Source organism: Kitasatospora sp. NPDC001603 (assembly GCF_040298365.1).
Lineage (GTDB): Bacteria > Actinomycetota > Actinomycetes > Streptomycetales > Streptomycetaceae > Kitasatospora.
Map to the genome: position 1 here is coordinate 1 of NZ_JBEPAA010000036.1, position 17,671 is coordinate 17,671.

Genomic DNA, 17,671 nt, shown 5'->3' on the forward strand with positions numbered 1-17,671 from the left:
CTGTTCTTGCGCCCGATCCGGTCCACTGCTGTGCTCTTCTACGCGGGCCCCGCCCCCCCGCCGCCCCCCCCCCCCCCGCCAGCGGCGTCTCCGGTCCGGCCTCAGGAGGACAGGTGGGCCCTGCGGAGGACTGCCCGTAGGCCGGCCCCGCAGCAAGCGGGCACAACGGAGGCAGCGCCGCGGACTGATCGGATGGCGTGGGGGTCCTATAACGTGACCCGCTCTCTGGGAGGGCGTAAGTGAACGACAAGACGCGCAATCTCATCCCGTGGGTAGTGCTCGTGGCCGCAGTCGGCGGCCTGGTCACCCGTCTGATCGACGCGCACGTGCGCTGACGGCCGTACAGGCCGAGCGCCGGGCGCGCCTCGCCGCGCTGCCGGACTTCACGGTGATCTGGAGGTGGCGCTGGAGGGGCTCGCCGAGGTGGCTTTGTCGGTGAGTAGGGAGAGCACCTGTTGCTCAGCGACGAGAGCACCTCGTCGACGGGCATGCCGGCTGCTGCGGCTGCCGGCCGTCCGCGCGCAGTTCCCCGAGCTCGCCGAGGCGGCCTCGCGCGAGCAGATGTGTCCTACCTCGGCTTCCTGGCAGAGCTGCTGAGGTCTGCGTGCGAGGACCGGGCCCGACGCCGCTCCGAGCGCCGCACCAAGGCCGCCGGCAGCCGGGTGAGCCTGACCCCGCGCACCGACGGTGCCAACACCGGTCTGGGCTTCCCGGTGGACTACACCGTCCAGGTCTCGGCGGACGGCAGCACCTGGTCGACCGTCGCCACCCGGACGGGCACGCCGCGCCCCGGCGCGGCGCCGCAGGTCCTCACCTTCGCTCCGACCACGGCCCGGTACGTGAAGGTCACCGGCACCCGGCTGTTCTCGGCCGTCAGGTCGTAGCGGGCGGTCAGTTCGGGGCAGATGCGCGCCAGATCCTCGGTGGTGCTGTCGGCGTCGGCCCCTACGGGATGGTACGCAGGCGGCGCCCGCCGCCTGCGTACCATCCCGGCCCGCACGTCGCACCCACCGTCCGCCGAGCTACATGCCGCTGGCGCCCGGTGCGGCCTCCGGACTCCCCGAGGCGTCCCAGCCCCGTCCCCTCGTCCCAGGGTCTGGTGGAGTCCCGCCTCGTGCTCGGTAGTGCTGGCACCGATCGCGGCTCCGTCACCCGATCGGTGGCCGCTCTGGACCTGCTCAGTGGTTCCGAGGTCCAGGTTCGGCCTCGGGGCGCCGTTGGCCCCCAAGGCCGAGGCCGCGTCAGCGGCACCATACCTCCGAAGGAGGCGCCAGAAACTGCCTGGCCCGTGGCCTCGACGCCGACGGCCCACACACCGGCAGGTGTGGGCCATCGGGGCCGGGGCCGTATCCGGGGCTGTCAGGCGGTGGCCCTGCCGAACAGGTGGTTGGCAGGAGCGTCCGGGTCGTCGCCGTAGAAGAACTCCGAGACCGCCTGGTGGAACTCGGTGCGGTCCAGCGCGCCGGAGCCGTCCCGGTCCAAGGCGGCGAAGACCTCGGCGCAGTCCTCGCCGGGAACGCCTGAGATCGAGTTGAACATCAGCTGGAACTCCGCCTGCTCGATCTTGCCGTTTCCGTTGAGGTCGACGAGGTCGAAGAAGCAGTTGGTGACCGGCTCGATCTGTTCCGGGAACCGGGCAGGGTCGGTCAGGGCCCGCTTGAAGCCTTCGGTCATCTCCCGCAGATCGACCTTTCCGTCACCGTCCTGGTCCATCGGGGCGATCACGTTCGTCCAGAACTCGTCCATCCCGTCGGTGAGCCGGCGGGCGGTCGCGGAGTCGGGCGCGGTGCCCCGGGCGGCGATGTAGCGCTCGCTCATCGCACGGACGTCCTGCCGGGTGATGAACCCGTCGCCGTCGGTGTCGGCGCCCCTGAACCACTGGCCGTACTTGAGGTCTCGAAGTGCACTCATGACTGCGCACAGTATTCATTCGGTTACCCAATCGCAAACGGGTGAGTGGGGTATCCCGGCGGGCCGGCCAGTGGCGCGCGCTTGACGACGGCGAACCCGAGACACGCCCCGACGGGGTCGGGAGTTCTTCGTGTCAACGTTCGAAGTGTGGCGGCACGAAGGCGAGCACCTCCGGAAGAGGGACGTCGTAGACCTCGACGTCGACCAGCGCGCTGTGCGCACTCGGCCCCTGGGACAGGCGCGAGCAGCCTCGATCCGCGGTGAGGGAGTTCGGATTGCCGTGGCGGTCCAGGGTTCCGCTCAGGCCCGGCCGGACCGGATCCCACCACGCTCCCGTGGACAGCTGGACGACGCCTGGCATGACGTCGTCCGACAGGACTGCGCCCGCCAGGCAACTGCCCCGATCGTTGTGGACCCGCACGATCATGCCGCTTTCGATGCCGCGGGACGCGGCATCCAGCGGATTGATCGTCACGGGCTCACGACCAAGGATCTTCGACTTGAGGCTGTGGCCGCCGTTGTCGTACTGGCTGTGCAGACGCGAGGCCGGCTGATTCGAGATCAGGTGCAGGGGGAATCGCTCCGACAGGCCGCCACGGAGCCACTCCACCGGTTCGAACCACGCCGGATGCCCGGTGCAGTCGTCGTAGCCGAACGAGTCGATCTCCTCGGAGAAGATCTCGATCCGACCCGAGGGCGTCGTCAGGGGGAACCGCTGCGGATCTGAGCGCAGCGCCTCGAAGCTGCCGGGGAACGGTCCGCTCAGCGCCGGCAGCGCAGCGGTGGAGCGTCGCCAGAAGTCGTCGAAGCTGGGCAAGGCGGTGTCGTCGCCGAGGCTGGCCCTCGTCTGCTCGTAGAGGTGCCGGACCCATTCGATCTCGGAGCGCGACTTCGTGAACTCCTGCTCGTATCCGAGCCGGGAGGCCAGGGCGGTGAAGATGTGGTGGTCGGTGCGCGACTCACCCTCCGGCTCGCGGACCTTCGGCATCGCGACGAGGTGAGGGTCGGAGAACCCGGCGGCGAAGTCGTCGCGCTCGAGGCTGGTGGCGACGGGAAGGACGATGTCGGCGAACTTGGCCGTGGTGTTCCACCAGGCTTCGTGCACCACCACCGTGTCAGGAATCTGCCAGGCGCGCGCCAGCCGGTGGAGATCCTGGTGGTGGTGGAACGGGTTGCCTCCGCACCAGTAGATCAGGCGAAGCTCGGGCAGGGTGAGGCGCCGGCCGTCGTAGTCGATGGTCCTGCCCGGATGCAGCAGGGTGTCGGCGATCCGTGCGACAGGGATGAAATCCGCAACAGGGTTGGGACCCTGGGGAATCGACGCCACGGAGGGCCGGCCGGGGGCGACACCGGTCGCGTCCATCGTCGCGTAGCCCGCGCCCCAGCCGCAGCCGGGCCGCCCCATCGAGCCCGCCATGGCAGCCAGCACGACCGACATCCAGACTGGCTGTTCGCCGTGGTCCGCCCGCTGTATCGCGTAGTTGACCATGATGAGGGAAGGTTGCGTGGTGAGGCGGCGCGCGAGGTCGGTGATCGTGTCGCGGCTGATGCCCGTGATCGTCGCCGCCCAGTCAGCGTCCTTCGGGACGCCGTCCAGGTCGCCGACCAGGTAGGAGGCGAAGCGGTCGAACCCGACGCAGCACCGGCGCAGGAAGTCTTCGTCGTGCCATCCGTTGACCAGCATCGTGTGGGCGATGCCGAGCATCGCGGCGGTGTCGGTGTTGGGAATGACGGGTAGCCACTCGGCGTCGAGGAAACCTGCGGCGTCGCTGCGGATGGGGCTGACGTTCACGAACCGCACCCCGGCCGCTCGGCACTTCCGTTGCAGCTCCTGCGTCCGGTGCCGGGCCAGCCCGCCCGGGTTGACCTGGCTGTTCTTCAGGGCCAGCCCTCCGAACGCCACCACCAGCTCACAGTTCTCGGCGATCTCGTCCCACATCGGCATCCGGGACTGGTAGCTCCACGGGGCCCCGCCGATCACATGGGGAAGGATGACCTCCAAGGCCGCGGTGCTGTACGTGTTGCGCGAGTCGGTGAATCCCCCGCCCAACGCCAGGAACCGGTGGAGCTGACCTTGCGCGTTGTGGAAGGCCCCCGCACTCGCCCAGCCGTACGATCCGCCGAACACCGCGCTGTCTCCGTGCTGGGCACGCACCCGACTCAGTTCCTCGCTCACCAGGGTGATCGCGTCGTCCCAACTCACCTCCACGAAGGCGTCCGTGCCCCTGGCCGTGTCGTGGACGCGCGGCAGACCGTTCAGCCAGCCCCTGCGGACCGCTGGGCGCAACACGCGAGCGCTGTCGTCGGCGGCTGTCACCATCCCGGGGCCGATAGGCGACGGCGCCGGGTCATCGCTCCTCGGCTCGATGCGCACCAACCGGCCAGAATCGACCACCGCGATGAAACTGCCCCAGTGCGTCGCAACCGACATGCGTCGTTCCACCGTGCATCAACTCCACTCCTGATGTTTGCCCGGCTCCCGGACAGCGGTTGTCTACGCCGCAGGGCTCCACTTCACTCGGCGGGCCGCAGAACACAGGCTCCCCCTGCGGCCCGCCGCCCAACCCAGTAGGTGACGAGCCTTCCAAGAGCCGCACGGCAGCGCCGACCGACGCCCGGCAGGTCGCCAGCCTGTTCGAGCCAGCGGGCCAGCAGGAGGGAAGTCGAGGGCGCGAGAACGCAGGTGCGGCCCCTCGTCCCCCGGGGCAGCCAGGAAGAACATCACCGAGTTCGCCTCGTCCGCGGACTTCCGGGACGCGACGAGGAGCAGGCCGACGGCCACGCCGGCCAGCTCTGCGACCCGGCTTTCGGGCACGCCCTCACGGACCGCTCGCTGCACCATCGGGTGGACCCGCACGGAGCGGTGCTGGTCCGCCGGGTCGTGGTCGAGCAGCCTCCAGCGGTGTGACGATGCTCCCGCTACCTCCCTACGATGCCCTCGGTGCCGGTGGCGTGCTGCGCGGGCTCACGCGACCGGCAGGTCACGGACGGCGGGACGGTGGTCGTGCTGACCCGCCGCGACCGACTGCCCGATCTGGTCCGCCGCTGACCACCTGGCGCGCCTCCAGGCCGTCGACCCGAGCGACCTGCCGCGCTCGGCGCGCTCGCCAACGTCCAGCCTCTCCGGGCTGCCCACGAGCCGCAGAGGGACGAGCTGACCATCCCGTTCCTCGGTCCCGAACGGGCCGCCTGGCCGTACCCGTTCGGCGGCCTGCGCGGGCCGGCGCCCCCCTGGCGGCGGGCAGCGACCGGCCGGCGGCCGTCGCTCGAGCGCCGGGCGCGTCCGCCGGGGTGGCGGACGCACCCGGCGTTCCGGGCATCCCCCGGCATTCCCGGCGCACCCCCGGCGCACCCCCGGCGTCCCCGCCCGCGCCGGGGAGCCGGCCGGCGGAGCGGTGCCGCCCTGCCCGCCGTCGAGGCCAAGCCGCGCATCGCCGCCGACGTGGACGCGGCCCTCTGCCGGTAGACCGGCGGGAGGGCCGACGCCTCCTCGCCGTCGAGTCCCGGGGGAGGCTCGACGGCGAGGTGACCGCCGCGGTCCTGACGCGTCCTGCTCGACCTCACCCCGGAGAGCAGGGCCTTCCGACCGCTTCGTGGCGGCGCGGGCGCAGTGGAGGACGTCGGCGAGGGCTTGGCGGGCACAGACCGCGCACCGTCGCGGGCCGACCGGTCGAGCTGGAGGAGCAGCAGGCGGTCGGCGCGCGCCAGCCGGTCGCCGAGGGCGAGGAGCTCGGCGGCCACCGGGTCATCGGCCAGGCCGTCGGGCAGCCCCGCTTCACCCCGGCGCGCTTCGGCGGCGACGGCGAGGGCCTTGCCCCGCTTCTCGTTCTCCCGGGCGCGGTCCGCCTTCGACGAGCACACCTTGGAGCAGTACGTCGGCCGGCGGCCCTTGCCCGCCCACGCCAGCTCCGCCGCGCACACCGGCCCGCCGAACAGCATCGGCTGGACCGCCACCTTTTGCCGCGGGAAGAAACTCATGCCCGGATGCCAGCCCCACGACCACCACCCTTTCCCCTCAGGGTGAAACGGCCGGACAGCAGGGGCCCGCGCGCAGCGGGCGATGCGCAGCATGCCGGGCCAGGGAGTAGACGGCGGGCGGCCGGGGGCTGGGCGCGCCGTCCGCGACCGGCCAGCGGTGGCCGTGGCCCTCGCGCCCTGCGCACGAGCGCGGTGAGAGCAGCCGCAGCCCGCGGTTCCGGTGGGATCGCCGAGAAGGGCCCACGCCGGGGTTTCGGACGGAGCGTGCGGCGGGCGGTCGCTGAACTCGGTCCTGCACGAGCGGGCCGCCGCAGCGCGGCGGCCCGCTGAGCCGATGTCACCTACGCGATCCCGCCCGTCAAGGGCGGCCTGCGGCCCGGAGATCACAGTGTCCGGGCGCGGTGGTGGGGCGTCAGGCGAGGGCGAGGCTGATCTGGTCGCCGAAGACGACCCAGTTCTGTCCGCGGTCGTTGCTGTCGCAGGGCTTGGTGGAGATGTTGGGGGTGTTCCAGGTGTTGGCGAGGCAGTAGGCGGGGGCGAAGGTGAGGGAGATCCTCTGACCGGTCACGGTCCAGTACTGGCCCTGGTCCTTGGAGTCGCACGGCTTCACCGAGACGTCCTGCGCGTTCCAGGTGTTGGCGAGGCAGTAGGCGGGGGCGTTGGCGAGGGAGACCTTCTGCCCCGCGAGAGTCCAGTGCTGGCCCTGGTCGTTCGAGTTGCAGGGCTTCGTGGAGGTGCTCGGAGTGCTCCAGGTGTTGGCGAGGCAGTAGAGGCTGGGGGTGCGCGGTGTCGGGTCGGCGGCGCCTGCCCCGCCGGCGGGCAGGAGAGAGGCGGCCAGGGTCAGCGTGGCGAGGGCGAGCGTCCTGCGAAGTGCGACTGCCATGGGTGGGTTCCCGTTCTCGCTGTTTGCCGTGCGGCTTCGCGTACGACAGTGGGGTGCTTTCCGGACAGTTGGAGATCTTGGCGATTGCCAGCGTCACTTGCCGACGAACAACCGTTTCTGCAGACCCGCGTTCATCCGAACGGGTGGCCGACCGGCCGAGCCGGGAAGCCCCACAGCGATCGGCTGAACCCGGACGGCCGGTGGAAACAACCCGTTCACGACACCGGCCGTCCTGCGGCAAACCCGCCCGGCCCGGCGTGACCGCCGCCTCCGGGAGCGGTTCACCTGCCATGACGCCCTCACTCCCCTCACTGCCGGCCCAGCCGCTGCCGCCGCTTGCCCCGTAGGACGGTGGCCCGCTCGCTCGCCGCGGCCCGGTAACCAACCCGGGCACGAGCCGGCGACAGTCCGGCCCCGGGTCGGTCAGCTCCCGCCGCCCGCCGCCGGGGCGCTCACAGCGGCGAACAGGGCGGCCGCCTCCTGGCCGGAGGTGTCACCGCACGAGCAGCAGGTCCAGCTCGGCGATGGAGCGCAGCACGGGCCGCGACAGCGCCGGTGGAGCGTCCGACCGAGCGGGCACGGCCCCCGACCTTCCTGGAGGACGGACGGATGGACTTCGCGGCGTCCAGGCCGAGGTCGGTCAGGCACGTCGCAAGACATCGACGCAAGTCTCCTTGCCGGCCGCCACGCTGCCGACGCAGGTGATCCTCGCGCCCCCAGGTCTCATGTCCCCAGGGTGCCACCCGCGACGATGGGCGAAATAGGCTCCCGGGCCGGCCGGGCTGTCGTCGTTCGGTTGTACTGGGCCCGGACGAGCCGGGCGCTGTCCGGGCACGTGCGTGCTCCCCGCACCTCACCACCGTGATCGCCGGCGGGCCCGCTTGGTGGGTGTGCTGGTCGGACGGGGCGGGCCCGGGTGGCGGCCCGGGCCCGCGTGGTGGGGTGATCAGGCTTTGGCCTCGGGCTTGCCGCCTTGGTTGAGCATGCCGCCGAGGGCGCTCAGGTTGCCGGCGCCGCCGGCGCCGCCGGTTACGAGAGGCGCTGCCTTGCCGGCGGCGTCGACGGCGATCTGGGCCATCTTCTGCAGGTGTTCGGTGGCGGTCTTCAGGGCCTCCTGGGCGCGTGCGCCGGCGTCCTTGTCGTTGCTGGCCGCGCTCTCGATGCCCTTGGTGAGGACCTGGCCCATGGTGTTGAGGCCGCTCATGTCGCGGAACAGGTTCGCGGTGGTGATGGCCTGCGCCGCCTGCAGGGCGCTCGGGTCGGGCATGGCGGCCAGGGGCGTGAACTTCGCCTGGGTGGCGGCCAGGGCGGCCACCGTGGTGTCGAGGTTCTGGGCGCGGGTGCCGGTGGCGACCGGTGCGATGTCGGCGGGCGTGATCTGGAGGGGCGAGTCCTTCCAGTTCCAGAAACGGGTGAGGTCGATCTTCTCGGCCGAGTTGGCCCGGCCGAGCACGGCCTCGGCGAAGACGCCCTTGGTGGCGATGGCGATCGTGTTGGTCACCGGCGTGCCGAAGGTGGCGTCGCCCGGCTGTCGGGCTTTGGTCCACTCCTGGCGCTCCTGTTCGCTGCCGAAGTTCCACCGGAAGCCGAGGTAGTTGCCGGTGGCGGCGATCGGCTTCGGGTCCAGCAGCGTGCCGAGCAGGACCGGCGGGGCGGTCGAGCCGGCAGGCGTGTACGAGTAGTTGGCGAGGATGCGGCTGAGCGTCAGTTCGTCCGCGTTGGCCCACACGGCCTGGCTGTAGTGGCGGCGGTTGTCGTTCAGGTGGTCCAGGACGGCCTGCGACACGTTGCCGCCGCGGACGTGGAAGCCGAGCGATGCGAGGTAGGTGCGGGTGCCGGACTTCACGGTCGAGCCGAACAGTCCGCAGATGGCGGCGCCGCCGGCGTCCTCGGTCAGGTCCGGCGCGGCGGCGGTGCTTTCCGCGATCCCGAAGTTGACCACGCCCGACGTCATCGTCAGGCGCAGCCCGGCGAGGCTGCCGCGGGCGGCGGTGCCGGACCAGGCGTCGAGGGAGAGGAGTTTGTCGGCGCCGGCGAAGGTGTGGGTCGCGTGGTGCTGTATGCCGGAGCCGCCGGTGTCGCCGCAGCGGAAGGTGTGGCCGGGGAATACCACCTGGAGGCTGCGGATCCCGAACTCGTCGTACCAGACGTCGATCTTGGAGGCGTAGGGGGAGTCGGTCTTCGGCGCGGCGTCGAAGGGGATCGGTGTCTCCCGTGGCGCGGTGAGCAGCCGCAGGAGCCCGGCGTTCGTCAGCGCCCAGTAGTCCCCGCCGGTGGACGAGACGACGTCGACCAGTCCGGTGGCCCCGTTGAAGTACTTGGGGGCGCTCCAGGTGGTCGCAGCGGGCTCCACCACCAGGGCCTTGCCGTCGGCCGTGATGCCCCACAGGACGCCGTCCAGGCCGGCGGACAGGCGCTTCACGTTCGGTGCGGGGGTCCGCTCCAACCAGGTGGTGCCGTTGCGCTCCCAGGTCCGTCCTTCCTTGCAGTACCAGAGCTTGTCCCTGCCGACGACGGCGACGTCGTCGGCCAGGATGTTCATGTCCTGCGATACGCCGCTCGGGGAGCGGTGGTGGATCGAACCGGCGCCCATGCCGATGAGGTAGAGCGTGCCGTCCGGTCCGCATGCGAGGCTCCGCCCCGCCCAGCCCTGCGGGTCGAGCCGCCAGGTCCTCCCGTCGAAGTACACGAGCCTGTTGTCCGTCCGCAGCCCCCACACCGTGTCCTTTCCCGGGGCGATGCGGACCAGGTCGCCGTCGAGCCCGGTGGTGGGCAGCGGGTTCCACTGCCGGGCCACCGGATCGAACCGGACCGGGCTGCCGTCGTACTTGCGCACCCCGTACACGCCCATGGCCGAGGCGGCGATGTCGGCCAGGTCCACGCCGTCGAACACCTGGGCGACCGACGGTGCCTCCGGTGCGGTGCAGGCGTCGAGCTTGCGCACGGTGGTGTCGAACGGGTTCGCGGCCCGGATCTTCGCCGCCCAGTCGGCCGGCGCCACCGACGCGAGCACCTCCTTGTAGCGTTGCAGGCTGGTGTAGTTGAAGGTGAGCTCCTGCAGCGGGATGAACAGGCAGCGTTCCAGCTTGGTCGGCTTGGTCGTCACGTTGTAGATCTGGACGACCTCGTAGTACTGCACCGACATCGCGTGCATGTGGTTGTAGTTGGTGACGACCCGGGTGAGGACCTGGTCCTTCTCCGCCTGCGTCGTCTCGCGCACGACGGTCATGTTGCGGCTGCGGGCCGCGGTCGCCAGCTGCTGGGTCCGCTCGCTGATGCGCTGCGAGGCCTCGACCGCGACCGACTTCACCCCGGTCGAGCGGGACACCGCGGTCGCGAAGCCGCTGTTGGACGACTCGCCCCAGTTGCCACCGCCGCCCAGGCCGAAGAACGCGACGCCGATGCTGCCGCCGGAGCTGGAGGATTTGCTCGACTGGGACATCTGGGAGTTGCCGTACTGCTCCTCGCGGGCGATCGCGTTCGCGACCTCGCTGATCGACCGGTTCTGGTCGGTGGTGGCGGACAGCGCGTCGGCCTCTGCGGTCGTCTCGGTGCCGGAGGCCTTGGTGGTGCGCTGCCAGTCGACGACCGCGACCTTGGTGCTCTCGCCGGGCGCGAGCGCCAGGCTGTGCAGCAGCCGGCCGAGCGTGACCCCCTGGGCCGACCAGCTCTGCTCGGTCGTGACGATCATGCCCTCGGCCGGCCGGTCGTAGAACGGCAGGTTCTCCTCCCCGAGGTCGATGGCCCCGGTCAGCTTCCGTGCCGGCTTCGCCCCGGGGATGTCGGTGAGCACCACCGAGCGGTACCGGACGATCTCCACCGGGTAGTTGCCCGTGGTCGGAAGCAGGTCCTTCGGCGTCGGGCCGTCGAGCATCGCCTTGTCCACTTCGAACGCGGGCGACGTGCTCGTCGGGGTCGCACTCGCGGGCGTTGTCCCGCTCGCCGGGGCTGTCGCTGGTGTGGTGGCAGGTGTTCCGGTACTCGGGGTGGTCATCACGATCCCGTCTATGAGGAAGAGGAGAGAGGCCGACACGCTCACCAGGACCTGGCGCGGCCAGCCCATCGGCGAACGCCGCCTTCCGGACCGCTCGAAACTACACAGCTCGATCACAACAGCCGCACAATTTCCCGAACTTGGCCGGAACCCGCACCCGCCCCAGCAGCCCTCCCGCAGCACCCGCTCCAGAAATCCGTCGGACGCTGCGCAAAGCGGCGGGCGTGATCGCGCAGCACTGCACGGCGTGCAGCGGCATCCGGCGCAGCCCGGCGGACCGTGCTTCACAGGCACCCCTCACGGCCGACATCCAGCGCGCCCGCACGTCGACCTCGGGGAGACACCCCCGCCTGAGGGAGCATCAGCCGGGCTGCGGTGGGGTACTTGCGGGTCGGCGTGAAGGACCGGCGCAGTCGGTCGACGGCCCTGGGCAGGTCCTCCAGCACGCCGTAGAGCACCGCATCCCGGGAACTGGGGGTGGGCAGCCGGGCGCCGATCCCGCATTCCACGGGGTGGAGTCACAGCGGAATGTTCCAGATCGGGCGTGTCCCGTCTCAACCGATCTGGTCCGGTGCGAACAGATGCTGCTCGCCGCCCCCATCGATCCGGCCTGCCAGTGCCGTTTCGAAGTGCCGCCGGCTCCGGCCGTTGAGCCGGAACTGATCCCGGATCCACCGGTCAACAGGCGGTCCAGGGCCTGGACACGAAGGCGCGGATGCTCTCTGACCTGGGAAGGTGGCTCTTCCTGCCGTTCCAAGTCCGCAGATCAGGAGAGCATCCGCGATCGGCCGTCTGCCGCCCCTGGCGCGCCTGCCTTGCGGCCCGAGGGCTTGGCGCTCGCACCGTCCGCACGACAGCTGACGCTCGCACGGCACCCCGTCGGTGCTACGGCTGACGGTCGTACGCTGCCCCGTCGGCGCTACGGCTGACCTCGGCCCAGGCGTCCAGTTCGCGCAGGCGTGCGGTGAGAGCCTGGCGGAGGCCGTCCTCGGCCGCGCGCCCGAGGGCGAGGCGCAGAGGAGGCTGCTTGGCGTCGACGGCGGCCATGACGGCCGCGGCGACCCGGGCGGGAGCGGCGAACGCCTCGGGCGGCAGTTCGCCGAGCGAGCTCTGGACGGCGCGCACGGTCCCGTCGTAGTCGGCGGTGGGTTCGGCGAAGACCAGGTGGGACAGGAAGCCGGTCCCCAGATATCCGGGCTCGATCATGGTGACCTTGATGTTCAGGGGCGCGAGCTCGGCCGCCAGAGCGTCGGAGAGTCCTTCGAGCGCGTACTTGCCGGCTGCGAGCAGTCCGACACCCGGGTGCGCCGACTGTCCGTAGAGCGAGGAGCCCTGGAGGATGTGGCCCGAGCGCTGCCTGCGCAGCACCGGCAGTGTCGCGCGCAGCACGTTGAGCGGCCCGAACACGTTGGTGTCGAAGATGGCCCTGGCCTGCGCGTCGGTCGCCTCCTCGACGGCGCCGAACAGTCCGTAGCCCGCGTTGTTGGCGACCACGTCGATTCGTCCGAACGCGGAAACGGTCTGCTCGACGGCGCGGTGGGCCGCTTCCTCGTCCCGGACGTCGAGTTGGAGGGCGATGGCCTGTCCGGGGTACCGCCCGACCAGGTCGCTGATCGATTCCGTGCGGCGGGCGGTGGCCGCGACGCGGTCGCCACGGTCGAGGGCGGTGAGTGCGAGGGCGCGGCCGAGGCCCTGGGAGGAGCCGGTGATGAACCAGGTGCGGGTGGTGTCCGAGGTCTGCTCGTTCTTCGTCATGGTTATGACCATATTGATTTAGCACCTAACGCACAAGCCTCAATGTGCCCTGGTGTCTATGTGCATGATCAGTGGCGCCTCTCAGGTCTCGGGTATCGTTGCCGTATGCCCATGGATACGACCCGGACGATTCTCAGTCCCTCGGCGGCTGCTGAGACTGTCCTCGCCTTTGTCAACACGCGGGCGATCGACGGCAGTCGGGAGCAGCTCGGGGACGGGGCGGCCTTCGCGCAGTGGCTGCGACTGGAGGGCCTGACCGGCCCCGGCGTGCTGGTCACCCATGCCGACGCCGCCGCCGCCCGGGAGCTGAGGGATGCCCTGGTCCTCGTCCTTCTCGCGCACGCGGGCGAGGAGGACGACGAGGGCCGGGCGAGAGCCGAGGAGTACCTGCGCCGCAGTGCACGGCTGTATCCCCTGGCGCCCGTCGTCACCGCTTCCGGCGTCCAGCTCCTGCCCACTGGGGACGGCGTCCCCGGCGCACTCGCACATGTGCTTGCCGCGGCGTCCGACGTCGCTCTACGAGGCGCCTGGATGAGGCTCAAGGCCTGCCGGAACCCCCCGTGCCACCTCGGGTTCTACGACCGCTCGCGCAACTCCTCGGCGGCGTACTGCAGCCCGAACCGCTGCGGGGCGCAGGTCGCCATGCGTACCTACCGCACCCGCAAGGCGCAGGAAGAGTGACCTTCCCCCGCTGAACTCGACAGAACAGCCAAGGCCGAGGCCGCGAACCTGTTCTTCCAACTCTCATCGGACAGGTACGAACGTGCCAGCGTGATCGTCACCTCGAACAAGCCCTTCACCAAAGCGCACATGTTCCGGCGAACTTGTGCGAGGTGCCGCCGAATGTCGACGGGTTCGGCTTGGGGTCTCGTCGCGTGATCAGTCGTCTGCATAGGAGAGGCAGACTGCGGTGGGTTCGAGCACCACCTGGTCTTGGGTGAAGCAGTCGGCCTGCTTGGTGGCCACTTCCGCTCCGCAGTTCCCGCAGACCACATTGGGTCCGTTGGTGCCGCTGGGTCCCTGGCAGCAGGCGCTCAATCGGTCCCACCCAGCGTGCAATTCGGTGCCGACGACGTCGTCGGGATGAACCACAAAGCCGGGGATGTCGATGGTGAACTCCCTCAGCCGGAAGTTCGGGGCATAGGTGCCGCGCGGCATCCGGGGCGGCCGTGTCCGGATGTCGGGAGTCTCTGAGGGCGGGACCGGCGGCGGAACTTTGATCTTGGTGACCGATGTGGTGAGCGGGCATCGGCAACGGTCACACAAGAAGCGCGGCATGCTGCTGATTCTGCAGCCCGATATCCGTCCTGACCAGCGATTTCAAACCGGTCACGGCTCCGGCAGACGGGTGGCATCGATGTGGTCGGCGAGATAGATCAGCGTGGCCGTGGGGTCCATGCCGAACGCGGCAGCGACGAGTTTGGGATCGACGGTGTTCGCCAGGTCAACCAGGCGGGTGCTGCGGACATCCGGGGGCGGGAAGCCCCAGTCGTTAAGGACGTGGGAAAGATAGGCAGTTGAGGCTGCTCCCCGTCCGGCTTTCGTTCCCTTGGTGACCATGACGTGGGGGTAGTCGGTTGGCCAGCTGTCGCGGTGGTCCAGGCACCGCTGCAGCATCGTCCAGGAGGCCGGGTCCAGGGAGACCTGGTCGACATCGAGCTGCTGCGCGCCCACATCGCCACCGAGGAAGCCGGCCCCGCCCTGCGGCGGCCTCGACCGGTGTGCCGTGCCGTCCTACTTGTCGAGGACGCCGACCGCGTGGGCGATGACGAGCAGCGAGGTCATGAGTGCGGCGATGCTCTCGATGGCCATCAGCGCCTTGGCCCGGGGGGACAGCGGCATGGTGTCGGTGGGGCTGAAGGCGGTGGAGTTGGTGACCGAGACGTACAGGTAGTCCATCAGGGTGGGGACCCAGTCGCTGGTGCGGGACGAGCCGTCGGCGACCTCCTCGACGGCGTCGTCGTTCTCGTCCTGGGAGAACCGGAAGTCGGCCAGCGGCAGTTCAGAGCGCTCGGCCTGGGTGCGCGCCACGGGGCCGCCGCGGTCGAGTTCCCAGAACGCCAGGCCGAAGACGATGATGCCGGTGGCCCAGACCTGGAGCGCGGCGAGCAGGAGGGGGCCGCCCTCCTGGGCCTTGTCGGTGACCATGGCGTGCACCAGCAGGCCGAGCGAGATCAGGTTGCTGATGCCGATGAGGGCGACCAGGGTCAGCGACACGATCCGGGAGAGGCGGTTCTGCCGGGTCATCCGGCGCGGGTTGACCGCGATCAGCGGTATCAAGAGCAGCACTTCCAGGCCCGGCACGACGAAGCGCGGGACGAACAGCAGCTGCTCCGGCAGGACGAGGTAGAGCAGCACGGCCGCCAGGGTGGCGAGCACCGCGGGCAGCCGGGCCTCGCCGCGGCGGTCGTGGCGCGGGAAGCGCTGCAGCGCCTTCGCCCGGTTGGCGGGCGTCTTCCTGCCTGAGTCCATGGAGCGTCTCCCGTGTGCGGCGTGGCTGTCACCAGCGGGTTCCCCGCCGTACGGGGTTCACGCTCCCGGGGGGCCGGTAAGGCACAGCAGACCGGTACATCCCGGAGGAGCGCCGAGGTGGACGCCGGCCAGGTGAATGGCGGAGCGTCGGCGGATCTCGTGCAGGGGCCCTCGGGTAGCTTCCTTCGGCTGAGCCAGACCCTCTCGCGGACCGGGCCACCATGGCGCCGGGGTGAGGTGCCCCCGCCTGCGGCCCGTCAGCTCCGGCGCAGCGCGTGACGCGGTGCTTCACCGGCGACGCGACGTCGGCCGGGTTCGGTCCCGCTCGCGCATGACCCCGCCCCGCCACATCCGTGGACGTGGCGGGGGGGCTGACGGCGTGGTCCGGGTCAGAGGGTGTCGCGGTAGCCGCCGGAGGCGGTGCCGCGCTTCTCGATGAAGTGCTTGAACCGCTTGAGGTCGCCCTTGACCTGCCGGTCGAGCATGCCGGTCATGTCGGCGGCCTTCTCGGCCATGCCGCCGGGCTGGAAGTCCATCTCCATCATCACCCGGGTATGGGTCGCGTCGATCGGCTCGAACCGCACCATCCCCGTCTGCCGCACGTCACCACTGGTGGTACGCCACGCCACGTGGTCGTCCGGCACCTGGTCGACGATCTCGGTGTCGAACTCCCGGGACACACCGGCGATCTTCGTCTTCCAGTGGTTGTGCCGCTCGTCGAGCTGGGTGATCTCCTCGACACCCTCCATGAACATCGGGAACTGCTCGAACTGCGTCCACTGGTTGTACGCCGTGCTGACCGGCACATCGACGTCGATCTGCTCCTGCACCTTGCTCATCGCTGCTCACTCGCCTTCGCATCGCTTTCACGGTCGGACAAGCGCCTGCCCCGACCGCCGGCCGGTATGCCTGGCCCCTACCGATTCCGTCCCATCCCGGGCGAACCGGCAGCAGCCCCACCCACCCGAGGACGAGCGCCTACGGCCGCGGTGCGCCTTACGGCGGTGCCGCAGCCCGGGGCACCGGCTGATGCGCCGCCGCCGTGCAGCCCGGTCGACCCTACGGTTGGGCGGGTCCGCTCTTCTCGCCCGTGCCCGCGGTTCCTCACCGCGCGGCACCCGGGTCGCAGCCCGGATGCTGCGCGGGAGGGGTGCGGTGCAGGGCCGGGTGCGGTGCCGCCGGGTCCGCACCGCACTGGCCATCCGGACGCGGGAACGGGAGCCGAGGGTGGTCCTCACCACGGCCCCCGGCCCCGGGACAGCGACCGCGGTGATGTGGCCATCACCTCGCAGGCGCACACGATCCGGTCGAAGGCCGGGCAGGTGCCACGTCCGGATCCGGGCCGCCGTCCCGTTCTCCTCGTCAAGGCGGGGGCCAATCCCCCGGGAGTCGGTACGGAGGGGGCCGGCCCTCCCGCCGGTCTACCGGCAGAGGGCCGCGTCCACGTCGGCGGCGATACGCGGCTTGGCCTCGACGGCGGGCACGGTGGTCACCGCGATGTTGGCGGCGCGGCCGTCCTCCGTGACGCCGCCGCGGGTCACATAGCCGGGGAGGGTACCGCCGTGGCCCCAGTAGACGCCGCCGCACGTCAGCGGGAAGCTGATCAGACCCAGCCCGTAGCGGGCCCCCTGGCCGAGGTGCTCGTCCGCCGGGACGGTCGTGCGCATCTGCGCGAGCAGCTCCGGGGCGATCAGGCCGCCGCCGATCAGCGTCGTGTAGAACCGGTTCAGATCGGTGTTCGTGGAGACCAGCGCCCCCGCGGCCCAACCCCAGGACATGTCCTGCCGCGTCACGTCGGTGAGCGGACCGCCCGGCGTCAGCCGGTCGTAGCCCTCGGGGTGCGCCTCGTGCACGGTGGTGTCCCCCGGGACCGGGAAGTAGGTGTGCCGCAGACCGATCCGGTCGATGACGCGGTGGGTGATCTCCTCACCCACCGGCCGGCCTGTGATCCTCTGGATGATCATCCCGGCGACCAGGTACCCGGTGTTGCTGTACTTCCAGCCGTCGCCAGGGGTGAAGTCGGACGTGTGGGCGAGCGCGAGGTCGAGGAGCTCCCGGGGCTCGTAGTAGCGGTCCAGCCGGTCGCCCTCCAGGTATTCCGTGTAGTTGGGCAGCCCCGAGGTGTGCTGGAGGAGCTGACGGACGGTGATGTTCCGTCCGTCGATGCCGTCCCCGCGCAGCAGGCCGGGCAGGTAGGTGTCGACGAAGGCGTCGAGCCCCACCTTGCCCTCGCCGACCAGTTGCAGCAAGACCACCGAGGTGAAGGCCTTGGTGTTGCTGCCGACCCGCACCTGGCCGTCCACCGGCACCTTCGCCCCGGTGGCCAGGTCACCGACTCCGGCCGTGTAGCGGCGGGTCCGGCCGTCCCGGCCGGTGACGGTGGCCAGCGCGGCCGGAGCCTTGAAGTCCCTCACCAGGGCCTCCAACCGCTGCTGGACTCCGTCCGGCCGCCGCGAGGCGGACGCGGCGTCACCGACGGTCGCCAGGTCGGCGGCGAAGGCCGTGGAAGCCCCGGAGGCCGGGGATGCCGTGGAGGCCGGGGACGCCGTGGCGGAGGTCGGCACGCCGATCGTCAGCGTGCCGAGCGTCAGTGCGCCGGCGATGACGGCCACCGCTGTGCGGGCCCGCCCGCCGGGTCGGGGACGGAGGCGGAACCGGGGCGACACACGCTCGTTCAC

General features: G+C 70.9%; 12 protein-coding genes and 3 pseudogenes. 5 read left to right on the forward strand and 10 right to left on the reverse strand.

Features of this window, described 5'->3' with window-relative positions; translation table 11 throughout:
• Positions 1 to 429: 429 nt before the first annotated feature.
• Positions 430 to 656 (forward strand): annotated as a pseudogene (locus tag ABT263_RS22290) (hypothetical protein); the annotation flags it as partial.
• Positions 657 to 662: 6 nt separating this feature from the next.
• On the forward strand, positions 663 to 884 hold the full coding sequence (locus tag ABT263_RS22295) for a discoidin domain-containing protein (RefSeq protein WP_352292640.1): 222 nt from the start codon (positions 663 to 665) through the stop codon (positions 882 to 884).
• A gap of 475 nt (positions 885 to 1,359) precedes the next feature.
• Here ABT263_RS22295 and ABT263_RS22300 read toward each other — a convergent pair whose 3' ends face one another.
• Positions 1,360 to 1,911 (reverse strand): EF-hand domain-containing protein, encoded by a 552-nt coding sequence (locus tag ABT263_RS22300; RefSeq protein ID WP_352292522.1) that lies wholly within the window; start codon positions 1,909 to 1,911, stop codon positions 1,360 to 1,362.
• A 133-nt stretch (positions 1,912 to 2,044) separates the two neighbouring features.
• Positions 2,045 to 4,354: a molybdopterin-dependent oxidoreductase gene (locus ABT263_RS22305; protein ID WP_352292524.1), complete on the reverse strand. Its 2,310-nt coding sequence runs from the start codon at positions 4,352 to 4,354 to the stop codon at positions 2,045 to 2,047.
• 607 nt (positions 4,355 to 4,961) lie between these two features.
• Here ABT263_RS22305 and ABT263_RS22310 point away from each other — a divergent pair.
• Positions 4,962 to 5,172, forward strand: a pseudogene (locus tag ABT263_RS22310) (amidohydrolase); the annotation flags it as partial.
• Between the two features lie 1,129 nt (positions 5,173 to 6,301).
• On the opposite strand, the gene ABT263_RS22315 reads toward ABT263_RS22310, so the two are convergent.
• The 3 genes from ABT263_RS22315 to ABT263_RS22325 form a co-directional block, all read right to left on the reverse strand.
• Positions 6,302 to 6,772 (reverse strand): ricin-type beta-trefoil lectin domain protein, encoded by a 471-nt coding sequence (locus ABT263_RS22315; RefSeq protein WP_352292526.1) that lies wholly within the window; start codon positions 6,770 to 6,772, stop codon positions 6,302 to 6,304.
• Positions 6,773 to 7,718: 946 nt separating this feature from the next.
• A complete protein-coding gene (locus ABT263_RS22320) occupies positions 7,719 to 10,646 on the reverse strand; it encodes a hypothetical protein (RefSeq protein WP_352292528.1) in 2,928 nt (975 codons plus the stop codon).
• Between the two features lie 1,005 nt (positions 10,647 to 11,651).
• The gene (locus ABT263_RS22325; RefSeq protein ID WP_352292530.1) at positions 11,652 to 12,521 is read right to left on the reverse strand and encodes an SDR family NAD(P)-dependent oxidoreductase; all 870 of its coding nucleotides are present in this window, start codon (positions 12,519 to 12,521) and stop codon (positions 11,652 to 11,654) included.
• 105 nt (positions 12,522 to 12,626) lie between these two features.
• Here ABT263_RS22325 and ABT263_RS22330 point away from each other — a divergent pair, with 105 nt between their 5' ends.
• Together ABT263_RS22330 and ABT263_RS38940 are read left to right on the forward strand one after the other, a co-directional pair.
• A complete protein-coding gene (locus tag ABT263_RS22330; RefSeq protein WP_352292532.1) occupies positions 12,627 to 13,202 on the forward strand; it encodes a CGNR zinc finger domain-containing protein in 576 nt (191 codons plus the stop codon).
• Positions 13,203 to 13,238: 36 nt separating this feature from the next.
• Positions 13,239 to 13,319, forward strand: a pseudogene (locus ABT263_RS38940) (ATP-binding protein); the annotation flags it as partial.
• 81 nt (positions 13,320 to 13,400) lie between these two features.
• Here the strand turns inward: ABT263_RS38940 and ABT263_RS22340 are convergent.
• The 5 genes from ABT263_RS22340 to ABT263_RS22360 all read right to left on the reverse strand — a co-directional run bounded on the left by ABT263_RS22340 (position 13,401) and on the right by ABT263_RS22360 (position 17,671).
• Positions 13,401 to 13,799 carry a hypothetical protein gene (locus tag ABT263_RS22340; RefSeq protein WP_352292534.1) on the reverse strand — a complete coding sequence of 133 codons (399 nt, stop codon included), beginning with the start codon at positions 13,797 to 13,799 and terminating at the stop codon, positions 13,401 to 13,403.
• Between the two features lie 51 nt (positions 13,800 to 13,850).
• Positions 13,851 to 14,195: a hypothetical protein gene (locus tag ABT263_RS22345; protein ID WP_352292536.1), complete on the reverse strand. Its 345-nt coding sequence runs from the start codon at positions 14,193 to 14,195 to the stop codon at positions 13,851 to 13,853.
• 60 nt (positions 14,196 to 14,255) lie between these two features.
• Positions 14,256 to 14,993 (reverse strand): hypothetical protein, encoded by a 738-nt coding sequence (locus ABT263_RS22350; RefSeq protein WP_352292538.1) that lies wholly within the window; start codon positions 14,991 to 14,993, stop codon positions 14,256 to 14,258.
• A 389-nt stretch (positions 14,994 to 15,382) separates the two neighbouring features.
• Positions 15,383 to 15,832 carry an SRPBCC family protein gene (locus ABT263_RS22355; protein ID WP_329491774.1) on the reverse strand — a complete coding sequence of 150 codons (450 nt, stop codon included), beginning with the start codon at positions 15,830 to 15,832 and terminating at the stop codon, positions 15,383 to 15,385.
• Positions 15,833 to 16,414: 582 nt separating this feature from the next.
• Complete coding sequence (locus ABT263_RS22360; protein ID WP_502885846.1) at positions 16,415 to 17,671, reverse strand: serine hydrolase domain-containing protein; 1,257 nt, start codon at positions 17,669 to 17,671, stop codon at positions 16,415 to 16,417.